This is a genomic window from Bacteroidota bacterium (assembly GCA_023957335.1).
GTDB lineage: Bacteria > Bacteroidota > Bacteroidia > NS11-12g > UBA955 > JALOAG01.
Window position 1 is genome coordinate 304,615 of sequence record JAMLHC010000001.1, and the last position, 22,145, is coordinate 326,759.

The 22,145-nt window shown below is 36.5% G+C and carries 19 protein-coding genes and 2 tRNA genes; 8 read left to right on the plus strand and 13 right to left on the minus strand.

Annotated features, from left to right (window positions below; translation table 11 throughout):
• Positions 1-31: 31 nt before the first annotated feature.
• On the plus strand, positions 32-847 hold the full coding sequence (gene pyrF / locus M9892_01225) for an orotidine-5'-phosphate decarboxylase (GenBank protein MCO5252972.1): 816 nt from the start codon (positions 32-34) through the stop codon (positions 845-847).
• Positions 848-853: 6 nt separating this feature from the next.
• On the opposite strand, the gene M9892_01230 is transcribed toward pyrF, so the two are convergent.
• From M9892_01230 to M9892_01255, 6 genes are all read right to left on the minus strand, one after another.
• Positions 854-2,917 carry a glycosyltransferase family 39 protein gene (locus tag M9892_01230; protein ID MCO5252973.1) on the minus strand — a complete coding sequence of 688 codons (2,064 nt, stop codon included), beginning with the start codon at positions 2,915-2,917 and terminating at the stop codon, positions 854-856.
• A gap of 153 nt (positions 2,918-3,070) precedes the next feature.
• A complete protein-coding gene (locus M9892_01235; protein ID MCO5252974.1) occupies positions 3,071-4,522 on the minus strand; it encodes a glyceraldehyde-3-phosphate dehydrogenase in 1,452 nt (483 codons plus the stop codon).
• 188 nt (positions 4,523-4,710) lie between these two features.
• Positions 4,711-5,154 carry an NUDIX domain-containing protein gene (locus M9892_01240; protein MCO5252975.1) on the minus strand — a complete coding sequence of 148 codons (444 nt, stop codon included), beginning with the start codon at positions 5,152-5,154 and terminating at the stop codon, positions 4,711-4,713.
• A complete protein-coding gene (gene hutH, locus M9892_01245; GenBank protein ID MCO5252976.1) occupies positions 5,138-6,619 on the minus strand; it encodes a histidine ammonia-lyase in 1,482 nt (493 codons plus the stop codon). Before hutH ends, M9892_01240 begins: the two co-directional genes overlap by 17 nt.
• Positions 6,610-7,995 carry a histidine--tRNA ligase gene (hisS, locus tag M9892_01250; protein ID MCO5252977.1) on the minus strand — a complete coding sequence of 462 codons (1,386 nt, stop codon included), beginning with the start codon at positions 7,993-7,995 and terminating at the stop codon, positions 6,610-6,612. The genes hutH and hisS overlap by 10 nt, the downstream gene beginning before the upstream one ends.
• A gap of 142 nt (positions 7,996-8,137) precedes the next feature.
• On the minus strand, positions 8,138-11,362 hold the full coding sequence (locus tag M9892_01255; protein ID MCO5252978.1) for a BspA family leucine-rich repeat surface protein: 3,225 nt from the start codon (positions 11,360-11,362) through the stop codon (positions 8,138-8,140).
• A 523-nt stretch (positions 11,363-11,885) separates the two neighbouring features.
• Here M9892_01255 and M9892_01260 point away from each other — a divergent pair.
• Together M9892_01260 and M9892_01265 are read left to right on the plus strand one after the other, a co-directional pair.
• The gene (locus M9892_01260) at positions 11,886-12,566 is read left to right on the plus strand and encodes an SDR family NAD(P)-dependent oxidoreductase (protein MCO5252979.1); all 681 of its coding nucleotides are present in this window, start codon (positions 11,886-11,888) and stop codon (positions 12,564-12,566) included.
• A gap of 55 nt (positions 12,567-12,621) precedes the next feature.
• Positions 12,622-12,694, plus strand: a tRNA-Gly gene (locus tag M9892_01265).
• 63 nt (positions 12,695-12,757) lie between these two features.
• Here M9892_01265 and M9892_01270 read toward each other — a convergent pair.
• A tRNA-Asn gene (locus M9892_01270) sits at positions 12,758-12,831 on the minus strand.
• A 118-nt stretch (positions 12,832-12,949) separates the two neighbouring features.
• On the opposite strand from M9892_01270, the gene M9892_01275 reads away from it, so the two are divergent.
• The 4 genes from M9892_01275 (at position 12,950) to M9892_01290 (ending at position 16,395) form a co-directional block, all read left to right on the plus strand.
• Complete coding sequence (locus M9892_01275; protein ID MCO5252980.1) at positions 12,950-13,858, plus strand: PfkB family carbohydrate kinase; 909 nt, start codon at positions 12,950-12,952, stop codon at positions 13,856-13,858.
• 111 nt (positions 13,859-13,969) lie between these two features.
• Positions 13,970-14,704 (plus strand): hypothetical protein, encoded by a 735-nt coding sequence (locus tag M9892_01280; protein MCO5252981.1) that lies wholly within the window; start codon positions 13,970-13,972, stop codon positions 14,702-14,704.
• Positions 14,705-14,725: 21 nt separating this feature from the next.
• Positions 14,726-15,682, plus strand: a complete 957-nt coding sequence (locus tag M9892_01285; protein MCO5252982.1) for a histidine kinase — start codon at positions 14,726-14,728, stop codon at positions 15,680-15,682.
• On the plus strand, positions 15,679-16,395 hold the full coding sequence (locus M9892_01290) for a LytTR family DNA-binding domain-containing protein (GenBank protein ID MCO5252983.1): 717 nt from the start codon (positions 15,679-15,681) through the stop codon (positions 16,393-16,395). Before M9892_01285 ends, M9892_01290 begins: the two co-directional genes overlap by 4 nt.
• Positions 16,396-16,484: 89 nt before the next feature.
• Here the strand turns inward: M9892_01290 and M9892_01295 are convergent, their stop codons facing one another.
• The 5 genes from M9892_01295 to M9892_01315 form a co-directional block, all read right to left on the minus strand.
• Positions 16,485-17,423 carry a DMT family transporter gene (locus M9892_01295; protein MCO5252984.1) on the minus strand — a complete coding sequence of 313 codons (939 nt, stop codon included), beginning with the start codon at positions 17,421-17,423 and terminating at the stop codon, positions 16,485-16,487.
• A gap of 20 nt (positions 17,424-17,443) precedes the next feature.
• Positions 17,444-18,466, minus strand: a complete 1,023-nt coding sequence (locus tag M9892_01300) for a DUF4340 domain-containing protein (GenBank protein MCO5252985.1) — start codon at positions 18,464-18,466, stop codon at positions 17,444-17,446.
• 97 nt (positions 18,467-18,563) lie between these two features.
• Positions 18,564-19,055 carry a DUF255 domain-containing protein gene (locus M9892_01305; protein ID MCO5252986.1) on the minus strand — a complete coding sequence of 164 codons (492 nt, stop codon included), beginning with the start codon at positions 19,053-19,055 and terminating at the stop codon, positions 18,564-18,566.
• Positions 19,056-19,103: 48 nt separating this feature from the next.
• Positions 19,104-19,826: a glycosyltransferase gene (locus tag M9892_01310; protein ID MCO5252987.1), complete on the minus strand. Its 723-nt coding sequence runs from the start codon at positions 19,824-19,826 to the stop codon at positions 19,104-19,106.
• Positions 19,823-20,800: an NAD-dependent epimerase/dehydratase family protein gene (locus tag M9892_01315; protein MCO5252988.1), complete on the minus strand. Its 978-nt coding sequence runs from the start codon at positions 20,798-20,800 to the stop codon at positions 19,823-19,825. The genes M9892_01310 and M9892_01315 overlap by 4 nt, the downstream gene beginning before the upstream one ends.
• A gap of 76 nt (positions 20,801-20,876) precedes the next feature.
• Here M9892_01315 and M9892_01320 point away from each other — a divergent pair, with 76 nt between their 5' ends.
• The gene (locus M9892_01320; GenBank protein ID MCO5252989.1) at positions 20,877-21,761 is read left to right on the plus strand and encodes a YicC family protein; all 885 of its coding nucleotides are present in this window, start codon (positions 20,877-20,879) and stop codon (positions 21,759-21,761) included.
• On the opposite strand, the gene rsfS is transcribed toward M9892_01320, so the two are convergent.
• Complete coding sequence (gene rsfS, locus M9892_01325) at positions 21,758-22,132, minus strand: ribosome silencing factor (GenBank protein ID MCO5252990.1); 375 nt, start codon at positions 22,130-22,132, stop codon at positions 21,758-21,760. The two genes, M9892_01320 and rsfS, sit on opposite strands and share 4 nt — an antisense overlap.
• Positions 22,133-22,145: the final 13 nt, after the last annotated feature.

Here is a 22,145-nt window from a genome sequence, read left to right on the forward strand (position 1 = left end):
GAGGCAAAAGTAATTTAAAAACAAAAGAAAATTGACCAGACAAGAACTCTTTAATCAGATTTGCACAAAGAAATCATTTCTGTGCACAGGAATTGACCCTGAAATAGACAAGCTCCCATTGCATTTGCCACGCACTACGGACGCGCTGTTAGAATTCAACAAAGAAATAATCAAACACACGCGCAAATACTCGGTAGCATACAAACTCAATACTGCTTTTTTTGAGCAATATGGCAGTAAGGGATGGGAAGTTTTAGAAGAAACCCGAAAATTTATTCCCAAAGATGTTTTCTCCATTGCCGATGCCAAACGTGGTGACATAGGGAATACATCAAGCATGTATGCCAGAGCTTTTTTTGACACGCTAAATTTTGATGCTATCACGGTTACTCCCTATATGGGCGAAGATAGTCTCAGACCATTTCTTGAGTTCAAAAACAAATGGGTTATTGTGCTTGCACTCACATCCAATTCAGGAGCTAAGGATTTTCAGTTCCTTGAAAGCAAAGGTAAAAGACTGTTTGAAAATGTTCTTGAATCCGTGAGCAAATGGGGCAATGAAAATAACTTGATGTTTGTTACAGGTGCAACCAAAACCGAAGAATTTGAACATATCAGAAAAATAGTTCCTGATAATTTCTTGCTTGTTCCGGGTGTGGGGGCACAGGGAGGCAGCTTAAGTCAAGTAGCTCAAAAAGGCACCAACTCTCAGCTTGGATTATTGGTAAATTCATCCAGAGGTATCATTTATGCCGGCAATGAAGAAGATTATGCATTAAAAGCCGAAAAAGCTGCTCAATTTTTGCAAAATCAAATGGAGCCTTGGGTTGATGCTGTTTGCAGTTAAAATATTTTATCTCATTCTCACATTATAAATCACAAATCCCGGACGTATATCATCAGTTACGACCTGAGGGTTATAGTAAAATTGAGCTTTATTTGAGCCATTGTTTAGATATTGTGCAGGAATTTCCATTGTTGCATATTCTTTGCCCCATCCCCTGCTGTTTTCGGGTTTTGGAATAGGAAACATCTGTCCACCATTAATTTGGATAACAGCTTCACCTGAAACATCAATTCCTTCTTCATCAAAAATGAACAAAACTTTGTCTTGACCTGTCAAGTTTAGGTTGAAACTCTTTTCATCAGATTGACTTCTTCCCAACGGTTTGCCCAGTTCAACGAGGATAGGAGTTTCCTCCGTTTTGGGCTTGGAGTTATCCCAACTAAACACCTGCACACTGCCGTCCCTACTTGCCCCAAAGTGGTAATCCAGATGCTCAATAGCAAATTGTCTTGCTTGTGGGTCGGTCATCACATTGTAGAAATAATAATCAGCCAGCAACCAGCCACGCGGGTTATTCTTGACAGTGGACATAAACTCTTCAGTGGTATAGCCGCTCACTTTCTTTCCATCCGGAGTGTTTTGGACATATTTTTTCTGAATACCATCATAAATCATTTGTCTGAACCACCCGAGTTTAGCAGTATCAATGCCCATATAGAAACGGATAGCATTGGGCACGGTGGACAATACAACATCACTTTCACTCATATTTTGCTGAACATATTCAATTGGTGATTTCCAATTTGTATAATACCATTCGGAAATATTGCGATCTACTACTTGCCCGTGCTCTGTATTGTTTAAGAATGCTTTCAGATTCTTAGGATTCAAAAGGAAAATACCTGAGATCAAAACTAAAATAAACACAAAAGTGGTTTGCGAAAGAGCCTGTTTTTTGAGAATGGTTTCACATAATTTGTCTATCAACCACCAGATACCATAAGCAACAGCCATAAAATAAAAAGGTATAATAAAATACAAATAACGACTTACGGCAGGTTCTCTGAAAACAAAAGAAAAAAGGATGAGCAAAAAGACAAAATGTGCTGAGAGATAGAGTGCAGAACGTCTGCTTTTAATGAATGAAATTACAAAACCAATAATTGCCAATATATACAAATAATTCCCATCAGTTTTAAGTACATTCATATAAACATCAAATGATTCAAAAGGTACTGTTTTCCATAAAGTGACAATCCTTGACAAATCAGGCACTACACCATTAACGATATTAGGAGGCAGTAAAACTCCGAGAAATTTCTTCGCAAGCATATTCCCCGCACTTGAGAACAGCAAGCCAAATGAACACAATAATGGAACGAATATCGTGTATTTGTTTAAGAATTTCTTCTCTCCAGATATTACATTACCAAGCCAAACAACAGACCCATAAAACAACCAACCAAAAATAATAAAAACAGTTAATTGGTGATTGAGCAATGAAAGTATGAAAGACAGCGCTAACCAAGCGAATGTTTTGATGTTTATACTAATCCCCGAGGCAATTTTAAAATCTTTCTTTTGAGCAATATCTCCTTCAAAGATGTTTAAAAGCAACCAATGCATCCATAAATAGAAGGGTAAAAAAGTTGCGTAATTTCTTACTGTTCTTCCCCAATAAATGGCATAAAGAGAGATTGCAAAAAGAAAGATTGCAGTAAATGCAATTCGGGAGTTAAAGAGTTTTTTAGCAATAAAATACATCGGAATGACTGATGCAGCAGCAAAGAGCGACATCGCAACTCTTGCTGTAGTTTCATTGATACCAAAAATTCCCATGGCAACAATTTCAACCCAAGTAGTAAACACCCCATTAAACCCATCAATATTGTGCAACCCTTTTCCTCTTAAAAAATCGGCTGCGGGCAAAACATGCAAATACTCATCAAACCAAAAGGATACCTTGCCAGCGCCCCACACCCTGAGTATGAGTGCAAGAAGGGTTACACTCCCTAATAACCACCATGGATTGCGTTCTACATTTTCCCAAAATGAAGATTTTTTTTTAGGTGTTACGGGTGCAAATTTTTTTTCAGGTTCTTTATGCCTAATGGGTTGCTTCTTTGCCATAGAGATTGATTTTGTGAGGGTTCAAATATGAGAAAAAAAATGAATTCTAATCGTTGTTTCTATTGCTAAATAAGAAGATTCAAACATTTGAATATTATAAAAAAAAAAGCTGCTTTGTGTAAAAGCAGCTTTTATACTTATTTATTCAACTAATTAATAGTATCTGAGTCTAATCACATCTGACAGATACTTTGCTAAACGTACTACCTGTCTGCTATAGCCATATTCGTTGTCGTACCACACATACAAGACAGCAGTTTTTCCGTCTTTGCTCACTAACGTAGCAGGGCTGTCAACAATACTTGCCTGTGGGCTACCCACAAGGTCTGTACTTACCAATTCATTGTTATATGAATACTTGATTTGTTCTACTAAATCCCCTTTTAATGCAGCATCTTTCAAAATCTCATTGATAGCGTCTTTGTCGGTTGTTTGGTTTAATGTAAGATTCATAATAGCCAAAGACACGTCAGGAGTAGGGACTCTCACAGCATTTCCGGTGATTTTGCCTGCAAGTTCAGGGATGGCTTTAGAAACTGCTTTGTCTGCACCGGTCTCTGTTATTACCAAGTTGAGTGCTGCAGAACGTCCTCTTCTATATTTTTTATGGTAATTATCGAGCAAATTTTGGTCATTGGTATAAGAGTGAATAGTCTCTATGTGTCCGCGCTCAATGCCTAAGGTATTGTTAACCACAGCTAAAACAGGAACAATGGCGTTAGTGGTACAAGAAGCTGCTGAAAATATTTTTTCATCTTTGTCATGATTAGCCTGATTAATACCGTAAACAATATTAGGAATATCGCCCTTTCCGGGAGCAGTCAACAAGACTTTGTCAACTCCTTTGGACAATAAATGTTTACTCAATCCCTCACGGTCTCTTGCTACACCGGTATTGTCAATCAAAAATGCATTATTAATTCCATATTTGGTATAATCAATCTCTTCAGGTCCTTTTGCAGAAATCATGTGGACGGTATGTCCATTGATAATCAAAGCGCGATTCTCAAGATCTTCTATAATGGTTCCGGGGAATGGTCCGTGCACACTGTCCATGCGAAGTAATCCGGCACGTTTAATCAAATCTTCATCTGTTTTGTCGCGAGTTACAATCGCACGTAATCGAAGTTGTTCTCCTTTACCTGCCTGAATAATAAGTTCACGTGCAAGAATACGCCCTATTCTTCCAAAACCATATAACACCACATCTTTGGGCACAAGAACTTTCTTATTCTTCCCAATAAAATCCTTCAATTTGGTATTTACAAAATCTTTGATATTGGCATATTGTGCTTTTTCAAGTATCCACTCATGGGTTAATTTTCCAATGTCAAGGCGCGAGGGTGAAATCTCGACCGCATACAACTCTTTGGCAATGAGCAAGGCATCAAAGATATTGATGGGTTTTTTTACAATTTCTTTTGCATATTGTAACAGACTAAGTATTTGGCTGGCACTGCGGTCCACTACCTGATTTCTAAATATAACAAGTTCGACAGATTTATCGAACCACAATGAACCTGTTACGTGAATAAGTTCAATGGCAGCTTTTTCTGCTTTAATCCATTCCTGCAAATCCTGTTCATAATTGATTTCTTTCGTCATTTCAATGTTAATTTTTTATCGTGGTGCAAATATAATTGAAGTGAAGCAAAATTTTAAATGAGTTATTAGCTATTTGCCCACGTTCAATTTGTATGCGCGAATTTGAATTTGTTAACTTTAGGGATGAGACAACACACCCTTGGGCAGATTTCTAAAATGTCTTTTAATCAATGGTAAGAAACACAAAATCAAGAGCTTTGTTTATGCGCTAATTTTCCGCCTACTACCCTATCTACCGGAAATGTAAACATATCTTCTGAAATTCCGACTAATGGTATCCAACGAAACTTTGCTTGTTCTTGATAAAACGGAGTTGAGTATTGGGCAAAATGCAATTCGTTTACTGATGGACACTCAACTCGATAATAAATACTGATAATTTGATCCGTTTCGAGCCATGCGGATTGCAAGAAAAAATCGGTGATATAAAAAAGCTCGCCTACCTCAATTTCCAGCGCAAGTTCTTCTTTGAATTCTCTTTTCAGACAATCCTTCAGCCCTTCTCCCCATTCGAGTCCACCGCCCGGAAATTTGGTAAAAAATTTTTCCCATCGGAATTCATCGCTCACAAGGACTTCATTGCGGTCATTCAACAAGATTCCGTAAACTCTAATATTAAAGCACTTGTTCATCGATAAATGCTATCGCTTTTTGGATATCGTCATGCAGATAAGTATCTTTCTCACGAAAAGGTACCACTTTTCTGAAATTTTCAAATACCTGTTTAAGAGTATCCGAAGTTTTATCACTTCCCTGAAAATCCAAGCCCTGACATGCACAAAGAAGTTCAATGGCAAGAACCGTTTTGAGATTATTTGTAACCTTATACAATTTAGTTGCTGCATTGGCACCCATACTAACATGGTCTTCCTGCCCATTGCTGCTCACAATGCTGTCCACCGATGCCGGACTTGACAACTGTTTGTTCTGACTTACAATCGAAGCAGCTGAATATTGTGCAATCATATAACCGCTGTTTACTCCCGCATTAGGCGTAAGGAAAAGTGGCAATCCTCGTTCTCCTCCAATGAGTTTATAAATCCTCCTTTCACTAATAGACGCAAGTTCTGAAGCTGCAATCGCTGCAAAATCCAACTGAAATGCAAGTATTTCCCCATGAAAATTACCCGCACTAAGCACTTTGTCTGCATCCGGAAAAACATTAGGGTTGTCTGTTACCGCATTAATTTCTGTTTCAAAAACACTCGTAGCATATTCCAAGACCTGTTTGCTTGCTCCGTGTACCTGCGGAATACATCTAAATGAATAAGGGTCTTGCACATGTGTTTTAGAACGGGCAGCTATTTGCGAGCCATTGCGCAATTCTGTAATATGTTGTGCTGTAGCAATTTGCCCCTGATGAGGGCGGATTGCATGAGATTCATGTGCAAAAGGTTCTGTACGTGCATCAAAAGCTTCCAAGGAAAGTGCGGCAATGATATCAGCCCAATGACTAAGTTTTTTCAGTTCACTCAAACACCAAACTCCAAATGCGCTCATAAATTGAGTTCCGTTGATAAGCGCCAAACCTTCTTTTTCTCCAAGTAAAACCGGCTTTAGACCTGATTTGTTTAGAAACTCAATGCCGGAAATTACATTACCGTTATATCTTAGCGAACCTTCTCCAAAAATCGGCAAACAGAGGTGTGACAGAGGGGCTAAATCACCGGATGCCCCTAAAGAGCCTTGTTCGTAAACAATAGGTAATGCATTGTGGTTATATAATTCAACTAATTGTTCAACAGTTTGAAGTTTAACACCCGAAAAACCTTTTGCCAATGATTTTATTTTCAAAACCAGCATGAGTTTTACAATCTCTTGCGGAATCTCATTTCCTGTACCACAAGCATGCGAGCGCAGCAGATTATATTGCAAATCGGTCATCTCATGAGGTGGTATGATATGATTACACAGCGACCCAAAACCTGTATTAACACCATAAATCGGCTCTTTTGATGTTTTGATTTTATTTTCAAGGTAGGTTCTGCAATGAGTTATACTATTTTGAGATTCAATGCTCAGAGATAGTTTTTCATTGCTTTGTACAAACTTTCTTGTTTGTCCAATTGTTATATGTTCTTGGGGGTCTATGACCATGATTTCGTTTTCTTAATAAATGTCTCAATATCCAATGTTTCTTGGTCACCACTTTCGAGATTTTTTAGGGCAACCTGCTTATTTATTCTTTCGTTCTCACCTATGATAGCTACAAATTTGACTTTAGCAGCATTTGCATAGTCAAGTTGTTTTTTCAACTTGCTTGCTTCGGGATATACATTACAAGTGATTCCTTCGCTCCTGAGTCTTTCCGCAATCGGAATACAGAATGTTAAAGATTGTAAATCTAATCCACAAAACAGCACTTTGCAATTTGCACCTGTATCTTGCGGATAAAGATTATGTGATTCCATCAAATCATAAATTCTATCTGCCCCAAAACTGATTCCCACTCCTGAAATTCCGGGCATATCGAAAATACCGGTAAGGTTATCATACCTTCCTCCGGCAGCAATACTTCCGATACCTGAATCAGGTACTTTTACTTCAAAAATACATCCGGTGTAATAACTTAATCCTCGCGCAAGAGTTCCATCAAAGAGAATATGATGGTTGAATCCGCTTGCTTCCAGATACACTAACAAACTCTCAAGTTCGCTGATGCCAACGGAGCCAATTTCAGTCTCTGCAAGCATGTCTTTCCATTTTGTCAGACTCTTTGAATCAAGTGTTGAACTGATAAAGAATTGTTCTGCCTTTTGGATTTGTTCATCAGTAAAACCACGCTCTTGCAGTTCTTTTCTCACACCCTCTTTCCCAATTTTATCAAATTTGTCAAGAGCGACCGTAAAATCACTAAATCTTTCTGTTGCCCCAATCATTTCTGCGACACCTTCCAATACTTTTCGATTATTTATATGAATCACATAGTTTTTAATTCCGAGCTTTTGAAAAACCCTATGAAAAACTGCCGTTAAATCTGCTTCACATACTAAACTATCTGTCCCAATAATATCGGCATCACATTGCCAAAACTCCCTATAACGACCTTTTTGCGGTCTATCTGCTCTCCAGACGGGCTGCATTTGATATCTTCTAAAAGGAAGCTTAACTATGTGCCTATTCATACTGATATAGCGAGCAAATGGCACGGTCAAATCATAGCGCAAAGCTCTGCCGGCAATATGAGGTGCAACTTCTTTTGCAGTAATTTCACTGATGTTCTTTTCACGACCAAAAACCTTCTCAACATTACCTAAGAAATCCCCATTGTCCAGAATCTTAAAAAGCAGATGGTCTCCTTCATCACCATATTTCCCAATCAGGGTTTCTAAATTTTCAACAGCAGGAGTTTCAATGGCATTAAAACCATATAGCTTAAAAACGTCTTCAATATTGCCAAAAATGAATTTTCGCTTTTTCATTTCTTCGGCACCGAAGTCGCGCGTACCCTTTGCCAGTGATGCTTTGCTCATTGCTATTCTTAATTTTCGTAAATGGCTTCAAAAGTAAGACAAAATAGCGGTTAAGGAAAAATCACATGAATCTATACAACCGCATATAACAGACTTATTCAATCTGAATAAATAGAGTAGTATCAAACGTATAGCAAATACGTTATTCTTTGATAATTTTAACTGCTACATTCTGTACTTTTAGAATATAGATACCCGGCACAATACCGGAAAGGTCAATTTCAGTCTTATCATTTTGGGTAACACCTTCTTTCACAACACGTCCTTGCAAATCCATCACCATATATACCCCTTTGACAGAACCAAAATAAGTAAAGATTCCTGTAGTCGGGTTAGGATAAATGTTAAGGGCGTTTGTCTCAGTTTCAATCTCATCCACACCAGTTGATTTGCAGACTCCGGCATCGGTAATAGTCCACTTATTGGTCTTGGTCAATGTGTTTCTATATGTGGTAGCCGTAGAAACATATTTTATACCCATGGCGCCACAAGTAATGTTTTTGGGAGTAGCCATATTTTTTGACCAGCCCTCAAGGGTGAGCCCATAGTTTGAACAATCCAACCCGCACAGATCAAAAATATTTCTTAAATTTACATTTGTTCTCAAAGTCCAAGAACCTAAATTTTGATTAAAAGAAGTGGCGGAGGCAAACATTTTATTCATATCGCTTACAAGAGTAATATTCCAGCTATCAAGTGATTGATTAAAAGCACTGCACTGGTAAAACATACTTGCCATATTATTAACTTTAGAAACGTTCCATGCAGCAAGTGACTGATTAAAGTCAGATGCATTTTTGAACATAGCATTCATATTGGTTACATTGCTTGTATTCCAAGAGCCAATATTTTGGTTAAAACTACTTGCACCGTCAAACATGTTAGACATATTAACAACCTTAGATGTATTCCACAGACCTATGTCTTGATTGAATGCTTGGGCATTCAAAAACATATTGGACATATCGGTAACATTCTCAACGTCCCAACTATCAATACTTTGATTAAAAGATGTTGCACCTGAAAACATACCTGATTTGTCAGTTACAATGCTCGTATTCCAACTATTTAGATCTTGATTGAATTTGGATGCATTATTAAACATGTTGCGCATTGAAAGCACTTTACCAGTGTTCCAATTGCCAATATACTGATTAAAATTACTTGCATTTTGAAACATTGCAGACATATCCGTAACATTCTCTGTATTCCAAATCCCAATATCTTGGTTGAAATTTTTTGCATTCGCAAACATACCATTCATATTGGTGATATTGGTAGTAACCCAATTCCAGTTTGCTCCTATTCCGGTAAGCGAAGTGCAATTATTAAACATAAATTTAGCACCGGTTGTAAATCTCATATCGGGCAAATCGGTTGCTGTAATTTCCAAATTCGAACATCCGAAGAATGCTGAATCAAAACTGTTCCAAGCTATGCCACCCCATTGAGTAATTTGCCTAATCTTGGATTTCTCAGCACCATTATTAAAGAAAAATCTTGGGAAATCGCGGTCAATATCTATTCTATAGCTTGTATTGGCTTTCAACCCTATTATTCTTACGCTATCTTTCACCGATGTTAAGATTCCATTGTTTGCAGGATTGGCTATTTCCTCCCAATAAAGATCATAATCATAACCGCTTCCTTTAGTAGGGATTAATATATAGGTTGAGTTTTCTGTATTCCAAATTGTCACAAGTGGGCTACAGAATGTTGCAACACCAGAATCTGTAATATTCCAGCCTTTATTCGTAAGCATTGTTCTTGCACTGCTCGCAGAACTTGAATATTTGAGATCATTGGCACCGAGTGTTCTGCCGTTAGGAATATTAGGATTAGAAGCCCAACCAATAAGGGTATTCCCATAGTTCTTGCAATCTACACCACTATTATCAAGCATTCCTTCCATATTAACTTGATTGTTGATTATCCATGAACCTAATGTTTGGTTAAAAGCTGTTGCATAAGAGAACATATAGGACAAATCAGCAACATTGCGGACATCCCACACACTGATCATTTGATTAAAATCAACAGCCCCGTTAAACATTTGACTCATGTTAGTAACATTTACAGTATTCCATCGGCTAATGGGCTGATCAAACAACAATGCGTTAACAAACATATTACCCATATTGAGCACATTATCAGTATTCCAACCACTAATATTCTTATTGAATTTTGAAGCTCCGGCAAACATATAGCTCATGTCAACAACTTTGGCAGTATTCCAACTTCCAATATTCTGGTCAAAGTTAATTGCATTATAAAACATGCGATTCATGTTTGTTACATTAGAGGTATTCCAGGCGGCAATACTTCCATTGAATTTTGTAGCATTCTCAAACATACTGCGCATTTCGGTAACATTTTCTGTGTTCCAAGTACCAATACTCTGATTAAATGCAATGGCATTGTTGAACATATAGCTCATATCGGTTATATTGACTGTATTCCAAGCACTTATATCTTGATTAAAAGCGGATGCCGAATTAAATAACCAACTCATATCTTTCACTTTATCTGTAACCCAAGCACCAATATTTCCATTAAACTTAGTCGCTTTATAGAACATTGATTTCATGGAAGTAACATTCTTAGTGTCCCACGCCCCAATGTTCTGATTAAATGCGCTAGCATTACTGAACATATAACCCATATCAGTCACATTAGCTGTATTCCAAAGTCCGATGTTTTGATTAAAAGCAAGAGCATTGCAAAATACTGAGTTCATGTTGTTCACATTTACCGTATTCCAACTACCTATATTTTGATTAAATTTTGAAGCCCCATAGAAAAGGTATGCCATATTACCGATTTTCTCTGTATTCCAATTCCAGTTGGCTTCTGTTCCAATAAGGGAGGTGCAGTTGGCAAACATATATGATAACGAACTCACATCTTGCAAGTCGGGGACATCAGTTGCTGAGATATCCAAATTTGAACAGCCGAAAAAAGAACCTTCAAAACTTCTCCATTCAATATCGCCCCACTTAACAATATTGCGAATCTTAGTCTTGTCACCCTTATTAGCAAATAGAATCACCGGGAATTGTCCAGAAATTTCTATCCGGTAATACTTATTTGAACTTAATCCTGATATAGTTGTAGCTCCTGTTTGTCCGGTGATAGTTCCATTTTGTGTAGAATCGTCCATTGCAACCCAATAAACATCATAATTATAACTATATGATGCCGAATTAGCACTGATGGGAATAGTAATATTAGTTGTATTTCCTGTATTCCATGTGGTCACAAATGGCTGTGTTTGTCCATTTAAGGAACTTAAATTTACCATAAACAAAGAACCCATCACAGAAAGCGGAATCAAATTAAAACTGAGTGAATTGCGAAATAGTTTCATAATAAAATGCTTTAAATAATTTAGTAGTAATCTAATTGAGATTTGAACGACTTTCGATACAAAAGTAGTAGATATTGTAATACATTATCAAATGTTTACAACTTGTTCACAAACAAGTTAAACATCCAATTTTCAAATATTATCAGCAAGTAAATTAGTTATTTACAATACTTTTATGCATCATCAAACAAATGTGCACAACCTCAAATTCGTCTAATTTTACAATATAATCCGCAAAGTATCATTTTCAACTTTTACACATACTCTATACAAAATATATACAGCAAGATTTACAATGTAGATTTGTGATTTATTTTAACATAAAAATTTACCGATACTACAAATAACACCTCATTATTTAACACTTATCAAGGATTAATGTTCTCGTCCTTGATTAAACTTTCAAACAATCACTATCTGACCGATTGTAATTGCAAGCGTTGAGGTTATGATAATGAATCGCGCATTTTTTATCACCGAAAATATTAATTCAATTTCAAGTTTATTTTCGCAAAGTCAAAACATGAAAAATCAAGTAGTATTAGTAAGTGGCGCGGCCGGTAATTTAGGACAAGCAACGGTTCAATTCTTTCTCAATAATGGCAACAAGGTGGTAGGTATTGTTCACCGAAAAAGTGCAAACCCAATCACAGATCAAAATTATGAAGAAATCATTTCCGATATTGCAAATGAGGATTGCGCTTCACAAAGTATTCAAGCCATAACTGCACATTATCATTCGATAGACATTGCAGTCTTAACAGTAGGTGGCTTTACAATGGGAAGCATTGCCGACACCGACATTGGTAGTATTCGGCAGCAATACATGCTGAATTTTGAAACTGCTTATAATCTTGCACGTCCTATTTTGCAACAAATGCAAAAACAAGGCAATGGTAAGATGTTCTTTATAGGTTCTTATGCCGGCATGAGTACCAACAAAGCCAATGGAGTAACAGCTTATGGACTTGCAAAATCACTGCTATTTTATTTAGCCAATCTGATTAATGAAGAAACAAAAGGAAAAGAGATATTCGCTCATGTTATTGTCCCCAGTATTATTGACACACCTCAAAACCGAGCATCCATACCCAAAGCTGATTTCAGCAAATGGGAGCGACCGGAACAAATAGCTAAAATCATTGGAAAATATGCAACAAACAATCTCGACAAAGTTGAAATTGTTATCCAAGAAGAATTATAGAAAAGTGTTAAGCAAAAGAGCATTTATGGCAAATTTGCATCCACCCTTCCAACATGCGGAAATAGCTCAGTTGGTAGAGCGTCAGCTTCCCAAGCTGAAGGTCGCGGGTTCGAACCCCGTTTTCCGCTCAGAAATTTGATTCTTTTCATTCGACCCTAAAAACAAAAAAGCCACCTTGTGGTGGCTTTTTGCTCCCCAGGCTGGGCTTGAACCAGCGACCCCATGATTAACAGTCATGTGCTCTAACCAGCTGAGCTACTGAGGAAGGTGTTTTCCGTGAACGGGGCTGCAATATTATAACTTTCAAATCAATCGAACAAATCAAAAATAAAAAAATATATACCCATTTTTGCGACATATTTGCGACTCGAAAAGAATTTAATATGAGCTTACTTATTATTGGTTCCGTTGCCTTTGATGCCATTGAAACTCCATTTGGAAAAACTGATAAAATTATCGGAGGTGCTGCATCTTATATTGCCCTTTCATCATCTTATTTTATCAATCCTGTTAACCTTGTAGCAGTTGTTGGAGGTGATTTCCCACACGAATATATAACCCAACTACAATCCAGACGAATTAACACCAAAGGATTGCAAATCAAAAAAGACGAAAAATCATTTTTTTGGTCAGGTAGATATAATTATGATCTAAACTCAAGAGACACCTTAGTAACAGAGCTCAATGTACTTGAAAAATTCGACCCTATTATTCCAGAAAGCTACCAAGATTGCGAATATCTAATGTTGGGAAACCTAAGTCCTGAAGTGCAACTTCAAGTCATTGAAAGATTGCACAAAAGACCTAAATTAATTGTTTTGGACACGATGAATTTCTGGATGGATATAGCATTGGATTCTCTCAAGAAAATTATTTCAAAAGTAGATGTACTTACCATCAATGATGAAGAGGCGCGACAATTAAGCGGAGAATACCAACTCAAGAAAGCAGCACAAAAAATAATGCAAAATGGGTTAAAATACCTTATTATAAAGAAAGGTGAACATGGTGCGATTCTTTTCCATGAAGATAAGAGTTTCTATGTCCCTGCATTTCTACTCGACCAAGTATTTGACCCTACCGGTGCAGGCGACACCTTTGCCGGAGGCTTTATCGGATATATAGCCAAGACGGGTAATACAAATTTTGAAACCCTAAAAAGAGCATTGGTTTATGGCAGTGCTATGGCGAGCTTTTGTGTTGAAAAATTTGGCACAGACAATTTATTTAACCTTTCTGAGGAACAGATAGAAGACCGATACAATCAATTCAGATTCATGGTGGAGTTTTAAATGACTGTATGTAAGCATTAAAATCCTGTACTAACCCAGCTTGCCTTATTACTTATATGGCACAAATATTGAATGTGTAAGAAACTATATTTCTAACTTAAAATCAAAGTCATGAAAAAGTTAATTTTAGTACTTACAGCATTTGCTTTCGTAAACCTAAGTAATGCTCAACAAAAGAATTCCAAAAAAGAATTTAACCCCGAAACCAAAGCTACAAAAGAAGTAAACAAACTGGCAGACTCCATTTCAATCACACCCACCCAAAAGGAATCGCTGCATGGTGTATTTGTAGAATTTTTTACAACTGTCCAACAAGTCAAAGGTAAAGATGAAAAAAACAAAGCTGATGCTTTGACTCTCAAAGAAGCCAAAAAGACACGCGATGACAAAGTTAAATCCATCCTGAATGATGAAAAGAAATTTGCCAAATACCAAAGCATGATGGCAGAGAAAAAAGCTAATAGAAAAAATAAAGTCAAAGAGAAAAAGGAAGGTAAAAAAGGTGCATTTAACGCAGAAAAACACGCATCTGCTCTTGCCGAGCGTCAGGTAAACAAAATATCTTCTTCTATTGCTTTGACCCAAACACAACAAGATTCATTGACCTCCATATTTACTGAAAGAAATATCGCTCGAATTCACTTCAAACAAAACCAGAATAAAACAGAGGAGGACAAAACTAATTTTAGAACTTATATGGCAAGTTGTGAAAAAAGAATCCAGAACTCCTTTGTAAGTGCTGAACAATATGCACAATATAAAGATTTGAAAAAACAAAGAATGGAGGAATTTCGCAACAAACGTAATCCCTCAAACAATAATGACGAGCAAGAAAATGGAAAGTAAAAAGTCATACTTTTGTTTCGTATGACTCCCCTTCTCGCAAAGATTCGCAAAAAACAGATAAGAGCAGCACTCTACGGTATAATGTGGGTGCTGCTTTTAGTTTTACTACTAACCCAAGTTGGCGGTTTTGGCCTGATTGACACACTCATTTGCACTTTTTATTTTCTAATTAACTATGTACTCTTAATTCGATTACTGCTTTTAAAAAATAAACCACTTAGTTTTCTCCTTTCAAATCTCCTGCTATTCACCGCCCTTGCCCTCATCGGTTATTATAGCGACTTTCTGCTTACACGTCAATTTATCTTTTTACTTCTCGTATCATTAGGTCTAAGTCTTGCAATCCGCTTAACCCAACATTGGTTAATTTATGAGCTTGAAAGAAAGGAGAAAGAAAATCAATACTTTAAGACTGAACTTACATTATTGCGATATCAAATTCAACCTCATTTTTTCTTTAACTCACTCAACAATATATACTCTTTAATCGACATTTCACCCGAAAAAGCGAAGGAAACGGTATATGGTTTAGGCAAACTTATGCGTTATTTGCTCTATCAATCTTCCACTGAATATATTGATTTAGATACTGAAATTGAATTTTTGAAAAACTATATCGAACTCATGAAATTGCGGGTTAGTAATAACGTAAAAATAACTGCTCATTTCCCTGATTCTACTCATGGCACAAAAATCGCACCTTTTATTTTTATCCCGCTATTAGAAAACGCATTCAAACATGGGGTCTCGTCTTATTCATCAAGTGAAATACTCATTGATTTGAGACTGGAAAATCAACAATTATTATGCATCGTTCAGAATTCTTACTTCCCAAAAAATAAATCAGACAAAAGTGGTTCGGGCATTGGGTTAGAGAATCTAAGAACAAGATTGAGATTAATGTATCCAACAACACATTCATTCATTCAAAACAAAACAGATAATTACTTTACAAGCACATTAAAAATAGATTTATGAAAATTATACGATGCATAGCAATAGATGATGAACCCTTGGCTCTACAACTTGTTGAGAGTTACATTAAAAAAACGCCTTTTCTTGAGCTTGTAGGAGTTTTCAGCACCCCTTTAGATGCTCTTCGTGTACTTGATTATGAGTCAATTGATTTGATTTATTTAGACATTCAAATGCCGGATATTAGCGGAATTGATTTTTCAAAAAACATCAACTCAAACATACGCGTTATTTTCACTACTGCCTTTGGCGAGTACGCTTTGGATGCATACAAAGCCAATGCAATTGATTATTTGCTTAAACCGTTTAATTACAATGACTTTCTGAATGCTTCGCTTAAAGCCAAGGAATGGTTTGACTTAATCTCAATGAAGCAATCTCCTAAGTCGGAACCCATGCTCTTTGTGAAATCCGGATATAATAATGTTCAGATTAAGCTATCGGAGATTACTTATTTCCAAGGATTTAAAGACTATATTAAAATTTTTACCGACAATAACCCCAGCCCTATTTTAACGCTAATGACCATGAAATCACTAATGGATACACTGCCAAAAGAGCAGTTTATTAGAGTACACAGGTCATACATTGTTCCGGTAAATAAGATTAAAAATTCCGATAGAGGTCATGTATGGGTTAGGAATCACAAAATTCCAATTTCAGATTCATATAAAGAAACTTTTGCTAAGTTTATTGCTACACGTGCAATAAGATAAAATGGGAGTGATACACGCCTAACATATCTTGTTATCGATACCACATCTAAACATAATGAGCTAATAAGGAATCATTTCTTTCGTTGTCATCACGTCATATTTCTTCTTTTAGCAATTTGATTCTTAAATAACTCCTGTTGCTTATCCGAAGTTAAAAATACTCCTATTAAAACTATCACCCCTGCAACAAGTTTAACCCATGTAAAGACATCGGTACCCCAAAAAATTGCAATTGCGCCCGCCAAAACCGGTTGTAGATAAATATAGGTACCCACCAACACTGAACCGGCTTTTTCTATTGCCCAAGTATTTAGTAAATATGCCAAGAAGGTTGTACAAACAACCACAAATATAATTTCTCCAATAATATGTTTCGGGAAAGATAAATGGTTAACTGCTAAAACATCTTTCATTATCAAGGGCGCAACCAAAAATAGTCCAAACAAGAAAGTCCATTTTGATACTGTAACAACCGTATATTTTGTAAGCAATTTGCGCACATACACAAGATAAAAAGCATAGAAAATAGCATTCACCGTAACAAGTATATCACCTTTGAGCGTAAGCTCCGAGAAGTTTATTTGTTTGCCAAACATCAGCATCAATGCACCTCCTGCTGCCATTAATATACCAACGACTTTCTTAACTGTAAGTTTTTCTTCTTTGAGAAAGAGAGCGAAGATGAGCACAAAAATAGGAGTGTTCAGCATCAGCACAGCTCCGTTGATAGGATGCGTAAACTCTAAGCCCTTGAAAAACATAAACATATTGTATGCAACTCCAAAGACGCTGGCAATAATCAAAGGCAAAACATCCTTTTTTTCAATTTTTGTCAACTTATTATTAGGTAGTATTTTTTTCTCAAATGGAGACAATAACCAAAATAAAATCAAGGCTCCTCCGATTCTATAAAAAGTAAAAACTTCACCGTTGATATAAGTAGGCATCACGTCCTTGGCTATGCTGAATGTAACAGCATAAAACAGCATGACTAAAAATAAAATTAGATGTACTTTGAGTTTGCCCATTCAAGAAAGTCAGCACCTCATTATTCAAGTTTGAAATCAGAAGCTTTCTTCATGACTTTGCCAAAAACATAATCTTGCACCATCAGCAATTCCTTTGCATTTCCATTAAAAAAGGCATAGTAACTGTCAATATCATAGGGCATTTGTACTCCTTCCCTGTCAAGTTGCAACTTACTGTTTCTTTTCAAGCCTTTGTAATGAATTTGTAAAACCTGTTCGGGTTTAGTTTTTGGCTTAAGTTTAAGAACAAAGAAGGGTTTAGTTTGGTGATAGACAGAGTCAATGCTTCCGGCATTCATATCAATTGGAAATCCCTCGTAGGCAAGACGGCTAAAATAGTTAAGATAAGAGCGAATCTTGTTTTCATTTATCTTTTTTGCATTGCCAATAGCAGCAGATTCCAATATGGGCTTGTTGTCTTTGTTAATGATAGTAAAGGATTGACTTTCGTCTTCTGTCCATTCTGCCTTCACCCACTCTATATCAACGGGTTCATAAGCAAAAATGATTTTGCTACGCCAGTCTTGTTCATTTACAAAGAAACGAGGTGAAAGATAACCCTGAAATCCTTCTATATAAACAACATAGGGTTGCTTGGCATCTTCCATCCATACGTATGTGCCCATGTGATCAGGTGTGGGACCGCCAACATAATACGTTTTGAGTTTAGAACTACCTGAATAAAGCTCCACTTTCACCCCTTTGGATGCAAGGTTGCGTATCACCATATCCCAAGCATCCTTGCTAATAGGAGATTTCACACGCATGTTTTTAACCGCATTCAGAAGAACATCTATCTTAGCACCATCTGCCTCATAAAGTCCATTTATCATCCATTTGCCTTGTTCGTTTCGGGTCAAAGTTGCACTGGCGTCTTGAAAACGAGAGCGCAGAAATATCTTATCAAGTTTTTGAACATCCTTGATGGCAAAATTTGATTCATCACCTAAAAGAGTGGTGGAAGGATTGCGTTTGAGGAGAAAGTATCCTCCGATAATAAAAGCAAGAATAACAAGGGAAACTAAAATTTTTCTATTGTTCATGAGCTACAAAGTGTGTGCGAATGTATATTAGTCTGTTGTCATTTCGCCAACAGATTTGACCAAATACACAATTTAGTGTAGAACCGTAAGAATGAGATTATTTTTTACCAATATAAAAATCCAGCATTTGCTCGAATTCCTTGGCGTCTTTATATCCAACTGCCACTTCTATGCTTTCTTTTTTGCTTGGATCTTTCCAGAATATAATGGTGGGATATCCATAATTACGACCACCTTCCAGATAGAGTACAAGTTCAGAACCGCTCATAACTTTATCACCAACTTGATATTTTGCACTAAGTTCAGGGTTTAGCTTGACAGGTATAAAGTTTTTGTTCACCTTTTCTATAATTTCGGCTTTAGAATAGGTATTTTTATCAAGACGTTTACACCAGCCGCACCAGTCGGTATATACGTCTATTATTATCATTTTTTTCTCTTTAATCGCTTTGTCGTATCCGACTTGGAAATCAAGCCATTCTATTTCTTCACCTTTTACCGATTTTTTATCTGAAGTTTTAAACGAAGAAACAACAAGGAGTGCTGCTAATAACGCAATACTCAGGGTTACAGAAATTTTCTTAATCATAGGTTTGCAAATTTAATTCAAAATCATTTGAAAATAGTGTGCCAAGAATTATAATCCGGGTTTTAAAAAAAAGCGCAAATAACTCATCATCGTTTTCATTACCTTCATTTTAGATTTGCCTTTGCGTTTTTTGGAGTGTAATGTCATAGGAACCTCTATAATTTTAGCCTTAATACGGATGGCTTTGACAAGTATTTCAACTTTACTGATAAAACCTTTTTCTTTAATCAGTACCCCATATTTGTTTCTGATATCATGCAGCAGTTGGACTGAATATATTCTGTAAAACGAACTGAGAGTCAACACTTTGACATCAAACCAAAGTCTAAGCATGAGATTGGCAGTAAAAGAAGTGAGTTTGCGCACAAAAGTAGTTTCATCAAAACCTCCGCCTTGTGCGTACGGTGACGCCAACACTAAATTAAACCCATGCTGATTTAAGTTCATCATAACCGGCAGGATATTGATATCTGAAGTATTATCTCCCTCAAGAGTAATCACAATATCATCAGATTTGGAATTCAATTTATCCAATATAAAATTAAATCCTGCATTAAAAGAATACCCGGGACCTTGATTACCCGGATTGACAAGCACATGAACATTCTCCCCTTGGAAGAGTTCTTTAATCTTTTCCGGTGAACCATCAATAGAACCATCATCCACAAAAACAAAAGTCTTTTCATGTCCTGCCAATGTACTCCGCAAATTTTTGGCTAATTCGGACAGATTTTCTGCCTCATTATATATAGGAATCAAGGTGAAAATCATAATGGCTTTTGAAAACGTTTAGTTTGCCATTCAATCGTCTTACGAAGTCCGTCAGCCATTTTCCATTTGGGCAAAAAACCAAGTTTAGTTTTAATCTTGGAGATGTCGGGCACTCTACGCATCACATCCTCATATTTACCGAAGGTTTCATAAGGAATAAGTTTCATGTCCGGATTATTTCTATCTCCTTTCATGAGTTCCCAAATCAAAAGTCCTAATTCTTTAATGGTAATTTCTTCATCAGGTTCGTTGGCAATATTAAAAATATCATTTAGAGATTCCGGGTGAAAAATACATTTTTCAATACCTTGCACCGTATCTTCAATATATGTAAAGGTTCGTGTCTGCAATCCGGTTCCATGAATTTCAATCGTTTTGCCTTCCAGAATATTTTGAATAAAAACCGCCTGTGGACCGCCCCACCAAGTAGTGTTTTGATGTGGTCCGTAAGAACCAAAAAACCTCATAATTGTATAATCCAATCCAAGTTCATCATGATTGGCAATAATTTTATGCTCACTATACATTTTTGAAACCGAATATGCCCATCTCTTTACATTAGTTGGACCCATCACTAAATTAGATTCTTCATTAAAAGGCAGTTCGGTGTTTTTGCCGTACACATCGCTTGTGGAAGCAAATACCAACTTTACCTTGTCCTGCAGACACTTTTCAATTAAATTGTCTGTCATTTTGTGATTATCGTTCAAGGTATAAAATGAACTACTGTATCTGGGGATTTTTTGAGAAGCAAGGTGTACCCAAACATCTGCTTTAATATCATTAAAAGAATCAATGTTTCTGGCATCTCTCTCAAAAAAAGTAAAATCTTTGTTTGCGATAATGGAAGCAATATTTTCTTTGTTTCCAAAAGAATAATTATCAATTCCAAGCACTTGATGACCTTCTGACAATAGTTTTTTAGCAAGGTTTGAGCCTACAAAGCCGGCAACACCCGTAATTGCAATTTTCATCAGCGCAAACTTAAATAAAATTAGATGTATTGAATGGGTTTAATTTCAGGTGCCTTTTTCCATTTTCTTTGCACCCATGTCAAACTTACGTTCCATGACCGGTTTTGGCTCCGTTGAGAGTGCCAACAAAAATATTTCTGTAAAGGTTGAAATCAGGTCGCTCAATGGCAAATTCTTTGAGTGTAATCTCCGCACTTCTAAGATTTTCAGAGACAAAGAAACAGAAATCAGACAATGGGCTGCGGACAAAATCGGTAGGGGGAGTATACAAATCAATGTTAATGTTGATTATATAAATCAAGATTTATTGTCAAGTCAGTTAAGTATTAACCACAAAATTGCCAAACATTACAAACAACAGATTGACGCACTGACAGCAGAGTTAAACATGGCTAATCCCAACATGTTTGAATATTTGATGCAACTACCCGAAGTTATCAAAATAAATGACCCAAAAACAGGAGACGAAGATTGGAATTTGGCAAAAAATACTTTGGACAAGGCTTTTGAACAATTTGATAATTTCAGACTTCAAGAAGGAAAAGCATTGGCTCGCAACTTAAAAGAACACGCACTCACGATTCAGCAACATCTGCAATCCATTATCCTACTGGACGATGAAAGAAAAGCGAGTGTAACATCTAAACTTCAAAAGGCGATTGAAGAACTCAATGAAAAGGTAAAATTAGATCCTACTCGCTTTGAATATGAGTTGCTTTACTATCTGGAAAAACTTGATATTGGCGAAGAAATAAGCCGACTTCACAACCATATTCATTATTTTATTGAAACCATAGACAATGAAGCAACAGGTAAGAAACTCGGCTTTATTAGCCAAGAAATGGGCAGAGAAATCAATACCTTGGGTTCTAAAGCCAATTACTTTACCATGCAGAAATATGTAGTTGAAATGAAAGATGTTTTGGAGAAAATCAAAGAACAAGTGCTCAATGCACTTTAAATAACATCATCAAACTCAGTGATATCTGCATCTCCCCACAACTCTTCGATTGCATAAAACTTTCTTTTATCTTGCACAAATACGTGTACCACAACATTAATATAATCAATTAACACCCACTCGTTTCGTTCGGAACCTTCAATATTCCACGGCTTCTCTTTTGTCTTCTTTCGTACAACTTCTTCTACACTATCAACAATAGATTCTACATGTCTATCTGAAGTTCCGTGGCAAATTACAAAGCAATCTGTAAAACCTGATTTAATATTCCTAAGGTCTAACACCTTCACACTTTTCGCTTTTTTTTCCTGCATTCCTGCAACAATACTCATGACTAATAAGTCAGTTTCATCAGATTTCGTTTTTTTCATATAAAGATGTTAA

What these genes read in the sequence shown, in the direction of transcription:
- M9892_01230 (MCO5252973.1), bottom strand. Translation starts at nt 2,917, where the DNA reads ATGGCAAAGAAGCAACCCATTAGGCATAAAGAACCTGAAAAAAAATTT.
- hutH (MCO5252976.1), bottom strand. Translation starts at nt 6,619, where the DNA reads ATGGTCATAGACCCCCAAGAACATATAACAATTGGACAAACAAGAAAG.
- M9892_01305 (MCO5252986.1), bottom strand. Translation starts at nt 19,055, where the DNA reads ATGATTAAGAAAATTTCTGTAACCCTGAGTATTGCGTTATTAGCAGCA.
- M9892_01235 (MCO5252974.1), bottom strand. Translation starts at nt 4,522, where the DNA reads ATGACGAAAGAAATCAATTATGAACAGGATTTGCAGGAATGGATTAAA.
- M9892_01260 (MCO5252979.1), top strand. Translation starts at nt 11,886, where the DNA reads ATGAAAAATCAAGTAGTATTAGTAAGTGGCGCGGCCGGTAATTTAGGA.
- M9892_01280 (MCO5252981.1), top strand. Translation starts at nt 13,970, where the DNA reads ATGAAAAAGTTAATTTTAGTACTTACAGCATTTGCTTTCGTAAACCTA.
- M9892_01290 (MCO5252983.1), top strand. Translation starts at nt 15,679, where the DNA reads ATGAAAATTATACGATGCATAGCAATAGATGATGAACCCTTGGCTCTA.
- M9892_01315 (MCO5252988.1), bottom strand. Translation starts at nt 20,800, where the DNA reads ATGAAAATTGCAATTACGGGTGTTGCCGGCTTTGTAGGCTCAAACCTT.
- rsfS (MCO5252990.1), bottom strand. Translation starts at nt 22,132, where the DNA reads ATGAAAAAAACGAAATCTGATGAAACTGACTTATTAGTCATGAGTATT.
- hisS (MCO5252977.1), bottom strand. Translation starts at nt 7,995, where the DNA reads ATGAGCAAAGCATCACTGGCAAAGGGTACGCGCGACTTCGGTGCCGAA.
- M9892_01240 (MCO5252975.1), bottom strand. Translation starts at nt 5,154, where the DNA reads ATGAACAAGTGCTTTAATATTAGAGTTTACGGAATCTTGTTGAATGAC.
- M9892_01300 (MCO5252985.1), bottom strand. Translation starts at nt 18,466, where the DNA reads ATGAACAATAGAAAAATTTTAGTTTCCCTTGTTATTCTTGCTTTTATT.
- M9892_01275 (MCO5252980.1), top strand. Translation starts at nt 12,950, where the DNA reads ATGAGCTTACTTATTATTGGTTCCGTTGCCTTTGATGCCATTGAAACT.
- M9892_01255 (MCO5252978.1), bottom strand. Translation starts at nt 11,362, where the DNA reads ATGAAACTATTTCGCAATTCACTCAGTTTTAATTTGATTCCGCTTTCT.
- M9892_01320 (MCO5252989.1), top strand. Translation starts at nt 20,877, where the DNA reads ATGTCAAACTTACGTTCCATGACCGGTTTTGGCTCCGTTGAGAGTGCC.
- M9892_01285 (MCO5252982.1), top strand. Translation starts at nt 14,726, where the DNA reads ATGACTCCCCTTCTCGCAAAGATTCGCAAAAAACAGATAAGAGCAGCA.
- M9892_01310 (MCO5252987.1), bottom strand. Translation starts at nt 19,826, where the DNA reads ATGATTTTCACCTTGATTCCTATATATAATGAGGCAGAAAATCTGTCC.
- M9892_01295 (MCO5252984.1), bottom strand. Translation starts at nt 17,423, where the DNA reads ATGGGCAAACTCAAAGTACATCTAATTTTATTTTTAGTCATGCTGTTT.